The organism is Umezawaea sp., from assembly GCF_036375055.1.
GTDB lineage: Bacteria > Actinomycetota > Actinomycetes > Mycobacteriales > Pseudonocardiaceae > Umezawaea.
Window position 1 is genome coordinate 1 of sequence record NZ_DASUSQ010000082.1, and the last position, 15,324, is coordinate 15,324.

A 15,324-nucleotide genomic window follows, 5' to 3' on the forward strand; every position below is an offset into this window, starting at 1 on the left:
ACGCGAAGCTCAGCAACCGCTTCGTGAGCGACCCGGCGAAGTTGTCGTGGAAGAACGCCGCGTCCTTGCCCAGCAGCTCGTCCACCGCGAACGCCGACAGGTTCTCGATCCCGCGCCCGTCCACGCGGTTGAGGCAGTGGACACCGAGGCGCCACAACACCTCCGAGAGCAGCATCAGCCCGCCGAAGGCCAGCAGGTGCGGCAGCACGTCACGGCCACCCCCGGCCAGGTGCGCCACGAGGGCGCCCACCGCCAGCGGTGCCAGGTAGACCCGGCACGTCACGCTCAGCGCGGGCACCACGAGCACCCCCGCCGCCATGGCGCCGTGGCGCCGCAACTCCTTCCCGTACAGGCGCAGGGCGAGCAGCACCGCGCTCCTGCGGACCGGCTTCTCCGCTTCCGGCGGGACCATCCGACTCCCTTCAGGGGGCACCTCGGCCTGCTCATCGTGCAGCAGGGCGACGTCCGGGAACGCCGCTGTCCAGTGACGTCATTCGAAGCGAGGTGGACACTTCCGCCGCCGGGGCGCCGTCGCTAGGGTTCCCAGCCGACAGGTCGGTGTCGAGCGGGATCGTCGGTACGGGGGTGCTCGATCGTGAGGGCGGTGGGTGCGGCACCACAGGGAGCCAGGGCCTCCGCCGCCGGTCTCACCGTGTGGCTGACGGGCCTGCCCAGCGCGGGGAAGTCCACCATCGCCGACGGCGTGGCCGCCCGCCTGCGGGCCGAGGGGCGGCGGGTCGAGGTGCTGGACGGCGACGAGGTCCGGACGAACCTCACCAGGGACCTCGGGTTCAGCAGGTCGGACCGCGAGGAGAACGTGCGGCGCATCGGCTTCGTCGCGAGCCTGCTCGCCAGGCACGGCGTCATCACCCTCGTGCCCGTGATCGCCCCGTACGCGTCGAGCAGGCACCAGGTCCGCTCCGGACACACCGACCTCGGTCTCGACTTCGTCGAGACGTACGTGGCGACCCCGGTGTCGGTGTGCAGCAGCAGGGACGTCAAGGGGCTGTACGCGCTCCAGCGCGACGGCGGGCTCAGCGGGCTCACCGGCGTCGACGACCCCTACGAAGCACCCGCCGAACCGGACCTCGTCGTCCAGGCCCACATCCAGACACCGGAGGAGTCGATCGACACCGTGCACGCCTTCGTGCTCACCAGGATCCCACGATGACCGCCCGCGCCGAACGGCGCCCGCTCCCCGCCGCCGTGCTCGTGGCGCTGGTGCTCGGCTGCGCCGCGCTGGGCACGTGGTTCGCGGTCCTGGTCAACGGCGCCAAGCCCGACTGGCTGGAGGACCTCGCCGTCTACGTCGGCGGCGGCCAGGCGGTGACCAGCGGCGAACCGCTGTACCAACTGGTCGTCCCGCCCTTCGGCTACCAGTTCACCTACCCGCCGTTCGCGGCGCTCCTGTTCATCCCGCTGTCCCTCGTGGGCGCGGGCGCGCTGAAGATCGCCTGGACGTTCGTCGGCGTGCTGCTCCTCGAAGTGGTGCTGCTGCTCTCGCTGCGCTGGGTCCGATCGGGACCGGCTCGCGGGCACGTCGCGCTGGCCGCGGTCGTCGCGCTGGCCGCGATGTGGCTCGGACCGGTGCGCTCCACGCTGGAGACCGGCCAGGTCAACCTTCTGCTGGTGGCGCTGGTCCTCGCGGACTTCACCCTGCTGTCCCGGTCGAGGGCGATGGGCGTCGGCATCGGCCTGGCCGTGGCGATCAAGCTGACCCCCGGCGTGTTCCTGGTGTACCTCCTGCTGACCCGCCGCTTCCGGCCCGCGCTGACGGCCGTGGCGACCTTCCTGGCCACGGTGCTGCTCAGCCTGGCGGTGCTGCCCTCGGACACCCTGAAGTACTGGGGCGGTGTGTTCGTCGACGCCGACCGCGTCGCCATCACCCAGCACCGGTTCCAGCAGTCGTTGCGCGGTGTCGTCGCGCGCGTCGCCCACTCCACGGACACGACGCTCGTCTGGGCCTGCCTGGCCGTCGTCCTCGCCGTGCTGGGCCTGGTGCTGGCGGTCAGGCTGTGGCGGCGCGGACAGGACCAGTGGGGCGTGCTGGTGACCGCCGGTGTCGGCCTGGTCGTCTCCCCCGTGTCCTGGGAGCACCACTGGGTGTGGGTCGTGCCGGGGCTGGTGTTCCTGGCCGCCGCGGTCCGCACGCCGCTGGGGTGGGCGGGCTGGGGCGTGGTCGTCGCGGCCATCGCGCTGCGGCCGTACGCCTGGGCCGTTCCGCGCGATCCCGCGGAGGCCCTGCGCATCAGCGATCCGCTCACGCAGGTCGCCGCGAGCTGGCTGCCGCTGCTCGCGGTGCTGGTCGCGGTGGCCCTGGCCGTGAGGTCGGGGGTCAGCGGGCCGCCGACCGGTGCAGAACTCCCGTCAGACAGCCGAGAGCTCCGGCGGCTTTGACGTACTCGCCCACGTCCACCACGTGGGTGCTCACCCCCGCCGCCTCGATGCGCTCGCGGAGCACCGGGGCGGCGGTGGGCATCAGCACCCGTCCCGGTGCCAGCGCGACCAGGTTCATGCCGCGGGCGGTCAGGAGTTCCCCGTCGGGCGGCACCTCCACGACCCGGTAGCCGCGGTCGCGGAGCAGGGTGCGCAGGCCGGGTCCCGCGGCGGCGGCGTGGACGGCGGCGAGCCCGTGGTCCAGGAACACGACGCTGCCGAGGAGGTGCTGGACGCCCGGTCCGAGGCGCACCTCGACCACGTCCACGCCGTACCCGCGCAGCGCTCCCGCGACCGCACGGGCACCCGCGGCGTTCGTCCGGAACCCGACGCCGACCACCACGGTCGTCCGGTCCAGCCACAGCGCGTCGGCGCCCTCGAAGGTGGCGGTGCCGGTGACCGTGCGCTCGATCGGCACGCCGAGCGCGGCCAGTGCCCGCGCGACGACCGGCTCCTCCCCCGCCCGCTGCGCCGAGGCCATGCGGGCCACCACCGCGCCGCCGGGGGTCATGAAGAACAGGTCCCTCGCGAAGACGACGTTCGGCGAGACCGGCGCGTCCGGCTCGACCCAGTGCACGCGGACGCCGTGCTCCTCGTAGGCGGAGGCGACCCCCCGCGCCTGCTCGCGGATCAGGCCGAGGTCGACGGGCCCCACCATGAGGTTGGCGCGCGCGTCGGCCGCCGAGGCCATGCTGTCCGGTGGGCGCACCAGCACCACCGCCCGCAACGGGTCGACCTCGCTCGTGCACCCGCACTCGGTCCAGATCCGTCCCAGTTCGGCGGCGTGCGCCGCGCTCCTCGGCCGCCACCCCGGACCGCCGTGGGTGCTGAGCCCGTCAGATCCAGTGCGCGGAATCGCCATACCCGAGCCCCTCCGCCGTCCGCAGGACGTCCTGGACCAGCACCTCGTGGATCTCCTCCGCACGGCGCCGCCACCGGCCGGGCGACGGCGGCGCCGTCGTGACCACCGGGTCGAGCCCGTCCCGGACCGCGCGGGCGAAGGCGCCGTCGAACGGGATCCCCAGCCAGTCGCACAGCCGGGCCAGGCACCGCGTCCTGCTCTCCGGCCCCGACACCAGGTCCTCGTAGCGCACCCGGACGCTGTCGATCCCGCCGTCGCGCACGGCGTCGAGGACCGCCTCGTGCGCCGAGCGCCACTGGAACGCGCACACGGAGGTGAGCGGCGACCCGGTGTGGTGCCGCCACCCCGGCGGCAGGTCGAACTTCCACCACCAGCGGTCCTGCGGGCACTCGTCGGCGTAACCGGCGATGCGCAGCGGCTCGGGCATCCGGTGGGCGTGGAAACCGGGGTGGCGCCAGCCGTCGACCAGCCCGTTGATCGACGCCGCCGGGTTGCGGGTCAGGTGGACGACCCGCAGGCGCGCGTTCGGGAACATGGCGCGCAGGAACCCGAGCCGGTAGGCGTTGCTCGGTGTCTTCACCACCAGCGGTTTGGTGTCGCAGTCGCGTTCGTCGGCCCGCCGCCACGCGCGCAGCGCCACGAAGGGCGGTTCCTCGACCAGCCTGTCGCCGGGTGCGCCGCGCGGCGGTCGCACCGCGGCCGTTCCCGGCAGGTCGTAGTACCGGTGGTCCACGGCGTACCCGTCCCCGGCGAGGTCGTGCAGGAGCTCCCGCTGGAACCGGCCGCCGTCGCGGAGTTCGCCCGCGTCCCACCCGGACTCCCGCCTGACCCGGTCGAGCACCCGCCTGCCCGCCCGCACCACGCACTGCGGGTCGAAGTCGACCGACGGCCACTGCACGGCCAGCCGCCACGCCACGTCGAGCAGGTGCTCCTCGTCGTCCACGCGGGCGGCGGGCGTGCCCGCGTCCAGCGCCAGCTCCTCGTCGAGCAGTCGGCGGCGCGCTCGCGGCAGTGCGTGCCAGTGCCGGGGTTCGAGCCGGTCGTCGTCGCCGGAGTCCGGGTAGTCCAGACCGGCCAGCCGCAGGAACGGGTTGATCTCCGCCCGCAGGTGCAGCAGGTCGGGCGACTCGCGCAGCAGGTCGGTGAACATGCTCGACCCGCCGCGCGAACTCGACGCCACGACGACGAGTTCGCCGATCCGCTCGGTGAAGGCGGGCACGGCCGCACCGCGCAGGCCGCGCAGCACGGCGAGCCGCTGGTCGAACGACGGGGGTGAGACCTCGGTGCGGGCGGTCATCGGCGTCAGCCGAGCGGCTTGCGCAGGGAGTAGACGCACCAGCGCCACCTGTCCCGCACCGAGCCGTCCGACCGCACCTCGAACGGGTGCACGGCCCGCACCTCGGCGGGAGCGTCGTAGTAGAGGCGGCGGATCTCGCTGCGGTGGGCGGGAGTCGTCTCGTGGGTGTCGATCCACAGGTCGATGGACTCCCAGAGGAAGTACTCCTCCATCCTGAGGTCGACGAAGCCCGCGTCGAGCAGCAGCGCCCGGAACTCCTGCTCCCGGAACATCTGGAACAGCAGCGGCTGCTTCTTCTTGAAGATCCGGAACATCCAGAACGCGTCCTCGTCGGTGTAGGGCACGATCTGGCCGACGATGAACTGGCCGCCGGGCCGCAGCACCCGGAAGACCTCCGCGAGGGGCTTCTCCGGCTGCGGGAGCAGGTGCAGCACCTCCCGGTTGACGACCAGCCCGAAGGAGCCGTCCCCGTACGGCAGGTCGTAGACCGTGCCCTGGTCGACCCGGTCGAGCCGGTCGGAGGCCAGCCGGACCATCTCCGGGGTGATGTCGAGGCCGATCATCTCGCCGACCCTGCCCGCGAAGGCGTTGCCGACGACACCGCTGCCGCAGCAGACGTCCAGCATCCTGGTGTCGGCGGGCACGTCGCACAGGTCCGCGTGCTTGGCGAGCAGGCCGTCGTCGGTCAGCCACGAGCACGAGTCGTGCCAGTTGCGCGAGCGGATGCCGAACTGGCGCTGGTAGACCGCGTAGTCGATCTCCAGCTCACGGGGTCGGTGGCGGGCCGTCCGGCCCGCCAGGCGCGCGGCGAGCCGTGCCCTGGTGGCGTCCAGAGCCCTGGCGACGACCCGGCGCCCGAGGTCGGGATCGTCCAGCAGCGCCTGCCACAGCGCGCGTTCGACCACTCCCTTCAGGACGTGCGCGACCTCCGGGGTCCGCAGGCGCTGCTTGACCTGCCCGTCGAAGCGCGGCGCGTCCATGCGCACGATCATCGCCGCGGTCAGGCCCTCCAGGATGTCGACGGTCGTGATCCGCTCACCCGCGACCGTGTCCAGCATCCCGTTGTCGGCGGCGTACCGGTTGACGGCCGAGGCCAGCCCGGCGCGCAACCCCTCCACGTGCGACCCGCCCTGCCGGGTGCGGACGCCGTTGACGAAGCTCCAGACCTCCTCCTCGTAGCCCTCGGTCCACCACAGCGCGATCTCGACCGCCAGCGAGCCCGACCGCTCGTCCACCACGACCGGTGCGGGGTGGACGACGGTCGCGTGCCGGTTGCGGTGTTCGAGCAGCCCCCGAACCCCGTCCCGGTGCAGGAACGCGTCCTCCCGCCCGGTGCGCTCGTCGGTGAAGCGCACGCGCAGACCGGGGTGCAGGAACGCCACCTCCTCCATCCGGTCCGCGATGGTGGCCGCGTCGAACCGGTGCTCGCCGAACACCGCGTCGTCCGGGCCGAACCGGATCAGCGTGCCCCGGCCGGTCGAGCCGTCGACCCGGACGGGGTCGCCCTCGGGTTCGCCGCGCGCGAAGTTCTGCCACACGTGCTCCCCGTCGCGCCAGACGTCGAGCGCCAACCACCGGGACAGCGCGTTGACGCAGCACAGGCCCACGCCGTGCAGCCCGGCCGAGGTGGCGTAGGAGTCGCCCCCGAACTTGCCGCCGGAGTGCAGCGTGGTCAGCACGACCTCGCAGGCCGGACGGCCCGTCTCCGGGTGCGGGTCGGTCGGGATGCCCCGGCCGTCGTCGCGCACCGAGCACGAGCCGTCGTCGTGCACGGTCACGTGGACGTCCCCGCAGTGGCCCGCCTCGTGCTCGTCCACGGCGTTGTCGACGAGTTCGAACACGAGGTGGTGCAACCCGTCGGCGTCGGTGGAACCCACGTACATCGAGGGGTTGCGGCGGACGGCCTCCAACCCGGAGAAGACCACGATGGACGCGGCGGCGTAGTCGCCGGTGAGCACGATCGGGCCCACCTCCCCGATCCTGGTGTCGTCGGTCGTCATCGCACTCACTCCAGGTCGGGTCCGGTGGGCGCCGAGGCGAAGGCGTGCTCGGTCAGCTGGGCGAGCACGCGCTCGAACTTGGCCGTGTGGGCGTTCTTCAGCGCGGCGACGGTGGTCAGCCACCCGGCCACGTCGGCCAACCCCTCGGCGTGCGCTGCCGCCACCAGCTCGGGGTAGGACTCGGTGGCGTCCCGCAGGACCCCGCTCACCGCCGAGGCGACGTTCAGCTCCGTCTCGCCGATCGGTTCGTCCGTCGTGGCGTCACCGGCGTACCGCAGGAAGTCCAGGTGCCCGTGCGCGGCGCACTCGGCGCTCCGCGCCGCCTCGGTGAACAGCCTGGCGGCCTCGGCGTGCCCCTCGACCTCGGCGACCTGGGCGAAGTAGGTGTAGCGCACCACGGCGACCGCCTCGGCGGCGAACGCCGCCCGCAGTCCGGGGTGCAGCCTCGTGCTCGGTCCAGTCATCGTCCCCCCGCGCTCTCACGTCCGGCGCTTGTGCCCGACCGTCACCATGAACAGCATGTTGTCGACGATGCGCCCCCCGGTCTCCTCGACCGAGTGCAGCCGCCTGAAGTCGTCGGACGCGGTCCGGTAGACCTCGCGGATCGCCTCCCGCCTGCTCTCGTCGATGGCCCCGTTGTCGGACCACACGTCGACGTCCTCGACCGAGACGTACCGGTACGACTCGACCGGGTTGCACCCCTGCGACTCCAGGAGGTGGGCGGGCTGCCGCGGCAGGAAGAAGTGCCGCCGCACCGGGTTGCGCAGCCTCAGCACCTCGAAGTACTCGTCGCGGTCGCGCTCGCCGTAGGCGCAGAGGTCGACCAGGACCACCCGGCCGCCGGGCCGGGTCACCCGCACCATCTCGCGCACCGCGTCGGGCAGGTCCATGAACTGGATGCCCTGGCGGCAGACCACGACGTCGAACTCGCCGTCGTCGAACGGCAGCGCCTCCGCCCTCCCGATGTGCAGCCGGGAGAGGTGCGGTGCGGCCTGGACGGCCATCGCCTCGGTGACGTCCACACCGACCACCTCGGCGACCCGGCCCGCGAACAGCCTCGACACCAGGCCGGTGCCGCAGGCCACGTCGAGCACCCGGTCCGACGGGCACGGCCTGGCCGAGCGGAGGACGAGGTCGCCGAGGTCGTCGTCCGTGCACCACGAACTCGACCTGTCGTACCTGCCCGCCCGCGCGGAGAAGTGGTCGACCACCGACTGCCCCTCACCGTTCACGACATGTCCTCCCTCGGTCGGACGCGGTTGTACCGGCCCGCGGTTCGGTGGCCGGGCACGCGGGAGCGGAGCCGTGCCCTGACCCTCAGCCAGGCGACCGTGGCGTCACGCGCGAGCCGCTGCCGCGCGTTGTCGTCCCGCCGCAGCGAACGCGCCTCGACGAGGACGCGCGTCCCGAAGTCCCGCAGGCGCACGTCGAGCGCGGACGGCAGCACGACCGGCGTGCGGCGCGGACCGACCTCGTAGCCGAGCCTGCTCATCCCACGACCCGCGATCTCCTCGACCACCGCGCGCTCCGCGGGGGTCAGTCCGTGCCGGTGCGCCCCCACGCTGGTGGTGGTGATCGGCGACCCGGCGTTGCGCCAGGACTCCGCCAGCGCCGACGTCCGCCGGGCGGCGGGCGACGTGTGGTGGGCGAACATCGCCTCCTCGACCGGTTCGCCGAGGAACGCGCACAGCCGCCCGACCTCCACGCCCGGTCCGGACACGAGGTCCTCGTAGCGCAGCAGGTGCACGACCGCGGGGCCGTGCCGGTCGAGCGCGGCCAGCCCCCGGTCCTGCTGGCGCGCCCAGAGCGCCGCGGTCCGGGCCGGGTGGTAGTGGCAGAACACCGACCGCCGGGCGGAGGCCGCCACGTCGCGCGGGTCGCGCACCAGCAGGACGAACCGGGCGTCGGGCCGTTCCGCGAGGACCTCGTCCACGTGGTCGACGGTGAAGGTGCTCTTGCAGCCCCAGCGGGCCTTGCCCTCGGCGGCGCGGTACTGGTCGTAGATCGCCGCGACGACGCCGAACACGGACCTGCCCGCCTCCCGGACGACCCGCTCGACGTCGACCGGGTGCTCCCAGGGGTGCGGGTGCACCCGCAGCAGCAGCACCGCGTCCGCCACCAGCGAGCGCAGGTTGGCGTCCTCCCGCAGGTCGCCGTAGGAGTCCGCGAGCGGCGCCAGGTAGCGCAGGAAGTGCGGCGGGTGCGGCACGGCGACGCGCGGGTGGGCGTTGAGCACGAGGCGCAGCAGGTTGGAGCCCGAGCGCTCCGTCCCGATGATCAGCACGGGCCCGTCGCCCGGTGCGGCGTCCGTCATGGACTGCCCGCGCCGGGTTCGAGCCACCGGTGTCGTTCGATCCCCACTCGGCCTCCTCCCCGCCCCGTGGCGGCGCTCAGTTCGCGGGCGCGGACTTCGCCATCGTCTTGGCACCGCACTCCACGAGGCTGCTGCCCCTGCTCGCGACCTCGGGGTCGGCGCACTTGTCCAACGTGAAGCGGTCGGCGTCCGGCACCATCACCGGGCCCGCGGAACTCCACCTGCTCCGCCACCCCTTCCCCGCGTACGACGTCGACCGCGCCTTGCCGTCGTCGGGCTGCGGGTGGAAGTACTGGAAGTGCTCGGGGTAGTGCTTGAAGTCCATGACCGGGCCGGGCTCGTAGGCGTCGTAGATCCGCTTGTACGCGTCCCGGCAGGCCTGCTCGGACAGCTCGCTGACGTTGAGGAACTCGTCCTCGTGCAGGGCCTGCTCCACGGACAGCCAGTTCAGGTGGTCGATCTCCGAGCGGATCAGCCCCGAACCGAGCGCCTGCTTGTACACCGTGGTGCCCGGCATCGCGGACAGGTACTTCACCCTCGTCACGTGGTTGTAGCTCTCGGCGAACTCGACCATGTGGTCGAGCGACTCCTCGTTCTCGTTGGGCAGCCCCACGATGAGCAGCGCGCCGAACCTGACGTCCGCCTCGAACGTCGTGCGCATCGCGCGCACGGTGAGGTTCTCGCTGTTGCCCTTGCGGGCCTCGCGCAACACCTCCGACCCCAGCGACTCCACGCCGTAGAGGATGATGTCGGCGCCGGAGTCGCGCATCGCGGTGGCGCGCTCCTTGTCCATGTCGGCGCACCGGGTCAGGCAGGTCCAGCGCAGGTCGTGGTCCTTGATCACGTCGCAGACCTCCACGGTCTGCCTGCGGTGCGAGCTGAACGTCAGGTCGACGAAGAAGGAGAAGTCGATGCCGTACTGGGACTTCAGCCACGCCAGGTCGCGGTCGAGCTTCTCCGGGGACTTCGCCCGCACCTGCGGGGTCGTGCGGTAGCAGAAGGAGCAGTCCATCTTGCAGCCCCTGCTGTACGAGGAGATGATCTGCGGCTGCAACCCCATGGGGCTGTGCGCCTGCGGCCACAGGTCCAGCCGCATCCTCGGCAGCGCGTCGAGGTCCATCATCTGGCCGCGCGGGCGGGTCCGCTTGTTCTCGCCCTCCGGGGTGCGGTAGCAGATGCCGCGGATGGTCGGCAGGTCGGTGCTCCAGCGCCCCGCCGAGTAGCTCTCCATCAGCTCCAGGATGGTGATCTCACCCTCGCTGATGACCGCGACGTCGCACGCCGTGCTCTCCATGAACACGTGCGGGACGGACGTCACGAGCGAGCCGCCGCAGATGATCGGCACGTCCGGTTCGGCGAGCTTGACGCGGTCCATCAGCTCGCGGCACCACGGGAAGTTGTCCTCGAACGTGCAGAGCCCGAGCACGTCGGTCTGGCCCACGATCTGGTCGTAGGCCGCCTGGAGCGGGTCGGGGGTGTAGCGCACGTCGACGATCCGCACCGGGTAGCCGGCGTTGTGCAGCACGGTGCCGATGTACGTGGCGCCCTCGTAGGGGGAGGTCAGGAAGAACTCCCAGCCGCGCGGCATCGTGAACGGCGACGGTCCGACGACGAGCGTGAACCGCGGCAACGAGGGGTCCGTCGGCACGGGGGTGATGTCCTGCTCGCGCATCTGGGTCATGTACCGGTGGTCGACGAGATCGTTGGCGTCGGTGTACAGCTCAAGTGCCAGGGAAACCTTGCGTGCCATGACTTCACCCTCCCCGTCGGTGGATTCGGGAGCACGCCGCACCTCACCACGGCCGAAATCCGTTGTGCGCCAACGGGATCCCGTGACGGTGACGACGTTGGACGTCCACCCGGCAAGCTACCGGGATCGTCGCGCGAGGTCCAAGGCCCGGCGGTCGGCGGTGGACAGCCGACCGCCGCGGCGGACCGGGCGCTACTCCGGAGGAGCGGGGAGGGCCGCGTCCCCGCCGTCCTGCCCGACGACCAGCACCCGCGCGTCCAGCTCGTGCGGGTCGGCCACGAGGTCGTAGTGCTCCACGCGACCGCTCCCCCGGTGCCACACGACCTTGGTCCGGCCGTCGCCGTCGGCGAGCCGGATCGCGTGCAGCGGTTCGAGGTCCGGGTAGTCACCCGCCCGCGCCCGCTCCTCGGGGAAGTAGGTCTCGCAGTACGCGGGCCGGTCCGCGTGCGCCCGCCCCCGCAGCAGGGGTTCGAGGGACTCCCCGTCCGACGCCGTCCCCTCCAGCCCCAGCAGGTCCAGCACGGTGGGCATCACGTCGACCAGCCGGACCTGGGCCGCGACCTCGGCGCCCGAGGGCAGGCCGGGAGCGGCGAAGACCAGCGGGACGTGCTGCGTGGTGTCGAACAGCAGGCAGCCGTGCCCCTCCTCGTACGGGTGGCCGAGTTCCCCGGAGTGGTCGTTGGGGTACCACCCGGCCAGGTCCTCGCCGTGGTCGGAGAAGCAGACGACGAGCATCGAGTCCAGCGGGTGCCCGAGTTCCTCGATCCTCCGCAGCAGGCGGGACAGGTGGTGGTCGCTGAACGCGACCTCGCCCTCGTAGGGGTTGTCCACCTCGACGCCCACGTCCTCGGGCGGCTCGTACGGCCAGTGCGCGTCGAAGAAGTGGGCGAACAGGAAGAACGGGCCGTCCTGCTCCTCGACCCACCGGGCCGCGCGATCGGCCACGACGGGCGCGCGCTTGAGCGCGAGGCCCCGCATCTTCACGTCGCCGACCGTCAACGGGTTCCGCCCGTCGGGCAGCAGTGGTATCTCGTCGTCGTAGAAGTCGAACCCGCGGTCGAGGCCGTACCACTTGTCCAGGCCGGGGCAGGACACGACCGCGCCGGTGCGGTACCCCGCCGACCGGAGGCGCTCGGCCAGCGTGGGCACGTCGGGCCTGAGCTGCTCGCGCAGCAGGTGCCGGATGCCGTGGCCCGGCGGCTGGAGGCCGGTGAACACGGTGGCGTGGCTGATCGGGGTCAGCGGGGCCGACGAGATCGCCTGCGTGCAGGTCACGCCGCGCGCGCGGAGCGACTCGACACCGGGGAACCTGCCCGAGTAGGCGACGTCCGCCCGGAGGGTGTCCAGTGAGACGAACAGGACGTTGGGCTGCTGCACGATGATCCCCTCTTGCCGTGGGAAGGACGGCGCGCCGGACCCGGACGATCCACAGTGGACCGCCGCGTCGGGGCCCTGCCTACCGGAATCGTAGGTGGGCGGACACCGGTGTCAACGTGATCGACGACCACCGCGCGAGGCTCCCCACCCGGTCGACTACCGCGCGCGGCGGCGTCGGCCTACGTTGGTCTCCGGTGACCGGTTCCTGGCGGTTCCGACGACGATGGGAGCGCACCGGTGCGGATCGGCGACCACGACGCGGACGAGCTGACGACGGCGCTGCGGCGGCGGTACCCGGAGCGGGTGAGACCGGTCGGCTTCTACCCACTGCCGTCGCGGCGCGTCGAGCCGGGGCGGTTCGCCGCCGAGTACCGGCCGCGCCGGACGTCGCGCGCCCGGACCGGGCTGGTCTACGTCCACGTCCCGTTCTGCGCCCAGCGCTGCGACTTCTGCCGGTTCTACCCCGGCCACCACGTGGACGACGCGGCGAGCCGCTACGTCAGGACGGCGTTGGCGCAGCTGCGGCTCTGGCAGGACCTGGTCGGCGGCGACCGGGCGGCCGGTCCGGTGGAGGCGGTCTTCGTCGGAGGCGGGTCGCCGAGCGTGCTGTCGGCGGAGCAGCTGCACGACCTGCTGACGGGCATCCGCGGGATCATGCCGTTCGTCGACCTGCCCGAGATCACCGTGGAGTGGTACCCGCGCGACGCGACCGAGGAGAAGCTGGCCGCCGTGCGCGCGGCCGGGGCCACCCGGATCAGCCTGGGCGTGCAGACCTGGAACGCGGAGGTCTCGGCCGCCATGGGCGGTCACCACACCGCCGAGCAGGCGGACGCCGCGCTGGCGATGGCGCGCGACGCCGGGTTGCGCAACGTCAACATCGACCTGATGGCCAACATCCCCGGCCAGCGGCTCGACCAGCACCTGGAGGACGTGGCACGGGCGCTCGCCTGGCAGCCGGGCATGATCTCGTTCAACGCGCTGGAGGTCGCCGCCGGGACGCCGCTCGCGGCCAGGGCCGCGAAGACGTCGTTCGCCGAGAGCGACGACGACAAGCGGAGGTGGCTGGAGGCGACCCGGCGGACGCTGTTCGACCACGGGTACGCGCACCAGCGGGTGCGCAACTTCCACCGCCCAGGGGGCCTGCACCGCTACAACCGGCGCAGTGCCGGGGTGTCGTTCGACATCGTGCCCGTGGGGCCCGGTGCCTACGGCTACGTCGGCGGCTCGGCGGTGATGAACGAACTCGACCTGCGGGCGTGGACGGCGCGGGTGGAGGCGGGCGAGCTGCCGGTGGTGGGCCGGTCGACGCCGTCACCGGAGGAGGACCGGCGCGCGTTCGGGGTGTCGAGCTTCCTGGAGTTGCAGTTCGACGTGGACGACTACCGCGCGGAGTTCGGCTCCGACCCCCTCGCGGACTTCCCGTTCCTGGGCGACCTGCTGGACCTGGGCGCGGTGACGTCACTGGGCAGCCTGCTGCGCCTGCGGACGGACGCCGCTCCCTTCGGCGACGACGTCTGCGGCGAGTTCCACTCCCCCACCCAGCGCACCCTGTTCGACCGGCACCTGTCCATCGGACGCTCCAAGCAGGCCAACCAGTACTTCCCCCTCGCCACGACCCGACCCCACCGCCCCACCGACGACACTCAGATCCGGTAGCCCAACGACATCAGCCGCAGCCGCAGCCCCTCGGTCTGCTCGTCCACCGGCTCGCTCGCGCCCGTCCCCGGCCGGTCGTGCCCCCGCAGGTCCGCCAGCACCACGCCCTCGTGCTCGGGCAGCGGATCCACCCCGAACAGGTCCAGCACGGTGGGTGCGATGTCGAGCACGGACGACTCGGCGAGCCGACCCCGTGCGGTGATCCGCGGTCCCGCGGCGATCAGGATCCCCTCCGCGTGGTGGTCGCCCGCGCACCCCGTGCGCGCGGGGTCGACGACGTCGCCGATCGGGGCGACCAGCCGATCCTCCCCCGCGCCGTAGAAGCTGTAGACCTGGCAGAAGTACACGTCGGTCGCCGCCGGTACCGGGGTGAGGTCGGGGCCCGCCGCCGCGTGGGGGCCGCGGTACAGCTCGTCGCGGCGGAGCACGCGCTCCACCAGCGGTTCCCCGGAGGGACGGCGCAGGTCCAGGTACGCGGTGGTGAGCCGGTCCAGCAGCCGCGCGTGCTCCGCGTCCGAGACGACCGCGCCCGCGCCGCGCTCCCGGTTGATCCGCAGCTGGCCGTAGTCGGAGGTGCAGAAGACGCTGGTCCGGTCCCAGTCGATCGTGGAGAACCCCACGTTCGCGCCGGGGAAGCGGTCGCGGTGGCGCTCGAACAGCTCCGCGCGGAACGCCCGCCCCTCGCGGCGCAACCGCTCCACCAGCCGCGCGCACTCCCGCGCCGACGCGTCGGGACCGAGGACGACGGGCACCTGCTCGTCGGCGAGCCACGGGCCGAAGTGCAGGACGCCCAGCTCCCGCAGGAAGTTGTGCACCATGAGGAAGTCGTCGATCGGGCAGGAGCCGTGGTCGGACACCACGAGCACGTCGGTCTCGGGGTACAGGTCCAGGAAACGGCCGAGGAACTCGTCGGCGCTGCGGTAGGCCAGGTCGCGAGCCGGGTCTCCCGGCCGGGTCCGGTGCGCGATGTGGTCGGTCGCGAAGAGGTTCAGCTGCACGAACCCCGGCCGGTAGCGGTCGACCAGCGCGAAGAAGGAGTCGGCGCGGTGGCGCTCGACCTCCGTCCACCGCGCCGCCGCCGCGAGGGTGTCCTCGCCGTCGAGTCGCTCCGGCATCACCCGGTAGCGCCGGACGCCGTCCGGTGTCGGCTGGGCGACCTCGTCGAGCACGCCACGCGGGTAGGCGAGCAGGGGGTCGTCCTCGGGGGCCGACGACGGGCAGTCGAGCCCCGCGATGGTGAATCCGCGGACCGGCCTGGCCGGGTAGCTCATGGGCACGTTGACGACGCCGACGACGACGCCCGTGCCGGAGAGCACCTCCCAGTACCGGGCGCGCTCGACCCGCGCGCCGCTCGCGGGCACCAGTTCCCCCGAGCGCAGGTCGGGGTTCCACCAGCCGTACACGCCGTGCCCACCGGGGTTCACGCCGGTCGCCATCGACGTCCACGCCACCGGGGTCTGCCACGGCACGGTCGACACCAGCGGGCCGTGCGCGCCGAGGTCGAGCAGCCTGCGGAAGTTCGGCAGGACACCCCTGTCGACCATCGGCATGAGGACGTTGAACGACACGCCGTCCAGACCCACGACGGCGAGCTGGGGTGCGACCCTTGCAGCGGACACCTCGGCGTCCTCC

The 15,324-nt window shown here is 72.6% G+C and carries 12 protein-coding genes and 1 pseudogene; 3 read left to right on the top strand and 10 right to left on the bottom strand.

Annotated elements, in window-relative coordinates:
• Positions 1 to 412, bottom strand: a pseudogene (locus VFZ92_RS21885) (ABC transporter ATP-binding protein); the annotation flags it as partial.
• 192 nt (positions 413 to 604) lie between these two features.
• On the opposite strand from VFZ92_RS21885, the gene cysC reads away from it, so the two are divergent.
• The gene (cysC, locus tag VFZ92_RS21890; RefSeq protein WP_330877865.1) at positions 605 to 1,171 is read left to right on the top strand and encodes an adenylyl-sulfate kinase; all 567 of its coding nucleotides are present in this window, start codon (positions 605 to 607) and stop codon (positions 1,169 to 1,171) included.
• Positions 1,168 to 2,397 (top strand): glycosyltransferase 87 family protein, encoded by a 1,230-nt coding sequence (locus tag VFZ92_RS21895; RefSeq protein WP_330877866.1) that lies wholly within the window; start codon positions 1,168 to 1,170, stop codon positions 2,395 to 2,397. Before cysC ends, VFZ92_RS21895 begins: the two co-directional genes overlap by 4 nt.
• On the opposite strand, the gene VFZ92_RS21900 is transcribed toward VFZ92_RS21895, so the two are convergent.
• The 8 genes from VFZ92_RS21900 to VFZ92_RS21935 all read right to left on the bottom strand — a co-directional run bounded on the left by VFZ92_RS21900 (position 2,336) and on the right by VFZ92_RS21935 (position 12,036).
• Positions 2,336 to 3,298: a dimethylarginine dimethylaminohydrolase family protein gene (locus VFZ92_RS21900; RefSeq protein WP_330877867.1), complete on the bottom strand. Its 963-nt coding sequence runs from the start codon at positions 3,296 to 3,298 to the stop codon at positions 2,336 to 2,338. The genes VFZ92_RS21895 and VFZ92_RS21900 overlap by 62 nt on opposite strands.
• Positions 3,273 to 4,595 (bottom strand): sulfotransferase, encoded by a 1,323-nt coding sequence (locus VFZ92_RS21905; RefSeq protein WP_330877868.1) that lies wholly within the window; start codon positions 4,593 to 4,595, stop codon positions 3,273 to 3,275. The genes VFZ92_RS21900 and VFZ92_RS21905 overlap by 26 nt, the downstream gene beginning before the upstream one ends.
• 5 nt (positions 4,596 to 4,600) lie before the next feature.
• Positions 4,601 to 6,595: a methyltransferase domain-containing protein gene (locus VFZ92_RS21910; RefSeq protein WP_330877869.1), complete on the bottom strand. Its 1,995-nt coding sequence runs from the start codon at positions 6,593 to 6,595 to the stop codon at positions 4,601 to 4,603.
• A 5-nt stretch (positions 6,596 to 6,600) separates the two neighbouring features.
• Positions 6,601 to 7,059: a ferritin family protein gene (locus tag VFZ92_RS21915; protein ID WP_330877870.1), complete on the bottom strand. Its 459-nt coding sequence runs from the start codon at positions 7,057 to 7,059 to the stop codon at positions 6,601 to 6,603.
• Between the two features lie 15 nt (positions 7,060 to 7,074).
• The gene (locus VFZ92_RS21920) at positions 7,075 to 7,827 is read right to left on the bottom strand and encodes a class I SAM-dependent methyltransferase (protein WP_330877871.1); all 753 of its coding nucleotides are present in this window, start codon (positions 7,825 to 7,827) and stop codon (positions 7,075 to 7,077) included.
• Positions 7,824 to 8,909, bottom strand: coding sequence for a sulfotransferase (locus tag VFZ92_RS21925; RefSeq protein WP_330877872.1), 1,086 nt, complete (start codon positions 8,907 to 8,909; stop codon positions 7,824 to 7,826). The genes VFZ92_RS21920 and VFZ92_RS21925 overlap by 4 nt, the downstream gene beginning before the upstream one ends.
• Before the next feature lie 76 nt (positions 8,910 to 8,985).
• Positions 8,986 to 10,659, bottom strand: a complete 1,674-nt coding sequence (locus VFZ92_RS21930; RefSeq protein ID WP_330877873.1) for a B12-binding domain-containing radical SAM protein — start codon at positions 10,657 to 10,659, stop codon at positions 8,986 to 8,988.
• Positions 10,660 to 10,851: 192 nt separating this feature from the next.
• Entirely contained in the window at positions 10,852 to 12,036 is a 1,185-nt protein-coding gene (locus VFZ92_RS21935) for a sulfatase (protein ID WP_330877874.1), read from the bottom strand.
• 237 nt (positions 12,037 to 12,273) lie between these two features.
• Between VFZ92_RS21935 and VFZ92_RS21940 the strand changes: the two genes are divergently transcribed.
• On the top strand, positions 12,274 to 13,692 hold the full coding sequence (locus tag VFZ92_RS21940; RefSeq protein WP_330877875.1) for a coproporphyrinogen-III oxidase family protein: 1,419 nt from the start codon (positions 12,274 to 12,276) through the stop codon (positions 13,690 to 13,692).
• On the opposite strand, the gene VFZ92_RS21945 is transcribed toward VFZ92_RS21940, so the two are convergent.
• Positions 13,680 to 15,311, bottom strand: coding sequence for an alkaline phosphatase family protein (locus VFZ92_RS21945; RefSeq protein WP_330877876.1), 1,632 nt, complete (start codon positions 15,309 to 15,311; stop codon positions 13,680 to 13,682). The two genes, VFZ92_RS21940 and VFZ92_RS21945, sit on opposite strands and share 13 nt — an antisense overlap.
• Positions 15,312 to 15,324 lie beyond the last annotated feature (13 nt).

What these genes read in the sequence shown, in the direction of transcription:
- VFZ92_RS21905 (WP_330877868.1), bottom strand. Translation starts at nt 4,595, where the DNA reads ATGACCGCCCGCACCGAGGTCTCACCCCCGTCGTTCGACCAGCGGCTC.
- VFZ92_RS21930 (WP_330877873.1), bottom strand. Translation starts at nt 10,659, where the DNA reads ATGGCACGCAAGGTTTCCCTGGCACTTGAGCTGTACACCGACGCCAAC.
- VFZ92_RS21900 (WP_330877867.1), bottom strand. Translation starts at nt 3,298, where the DNA reads ATGGCGATTCCGCGCACTGGATCTGACGGGCTCAGCACCCACGGCGGT.
- VFZ92_RS21915 (WP_330877870.1), bottom strand. Translation starts at nt 7,059, where the DNA reads ATGACTGGACCGAGCACGAGGCTGCACCCCGGACTGCGGGCGGCGTTC.
- VFZ92_RS21895 (WP_330877866.1), top strand. Translation starts at nt 1,168, where the DNA reads ATGACCGCCCGCGCCGAACGGCGCCCGCTCCCCGCCGCCGTGCTCGTG.
- VFZ92_RS21910 (WP_330877869.1), bottom strand. Translation starts at nt 6,595, where the DNA reads ATGACGACCGACGACACCAGGATCGGGGAGGTGGGCCCGATCGTGCTC.
- VFZ92_RS21925 (WP_330877872.1), bottom strand. Translation starts at nt 8,909, where the DNA reads ATGACGGACGCCGCACCGGGCGACGGGCCCGTGCTGATCATCGGGACG.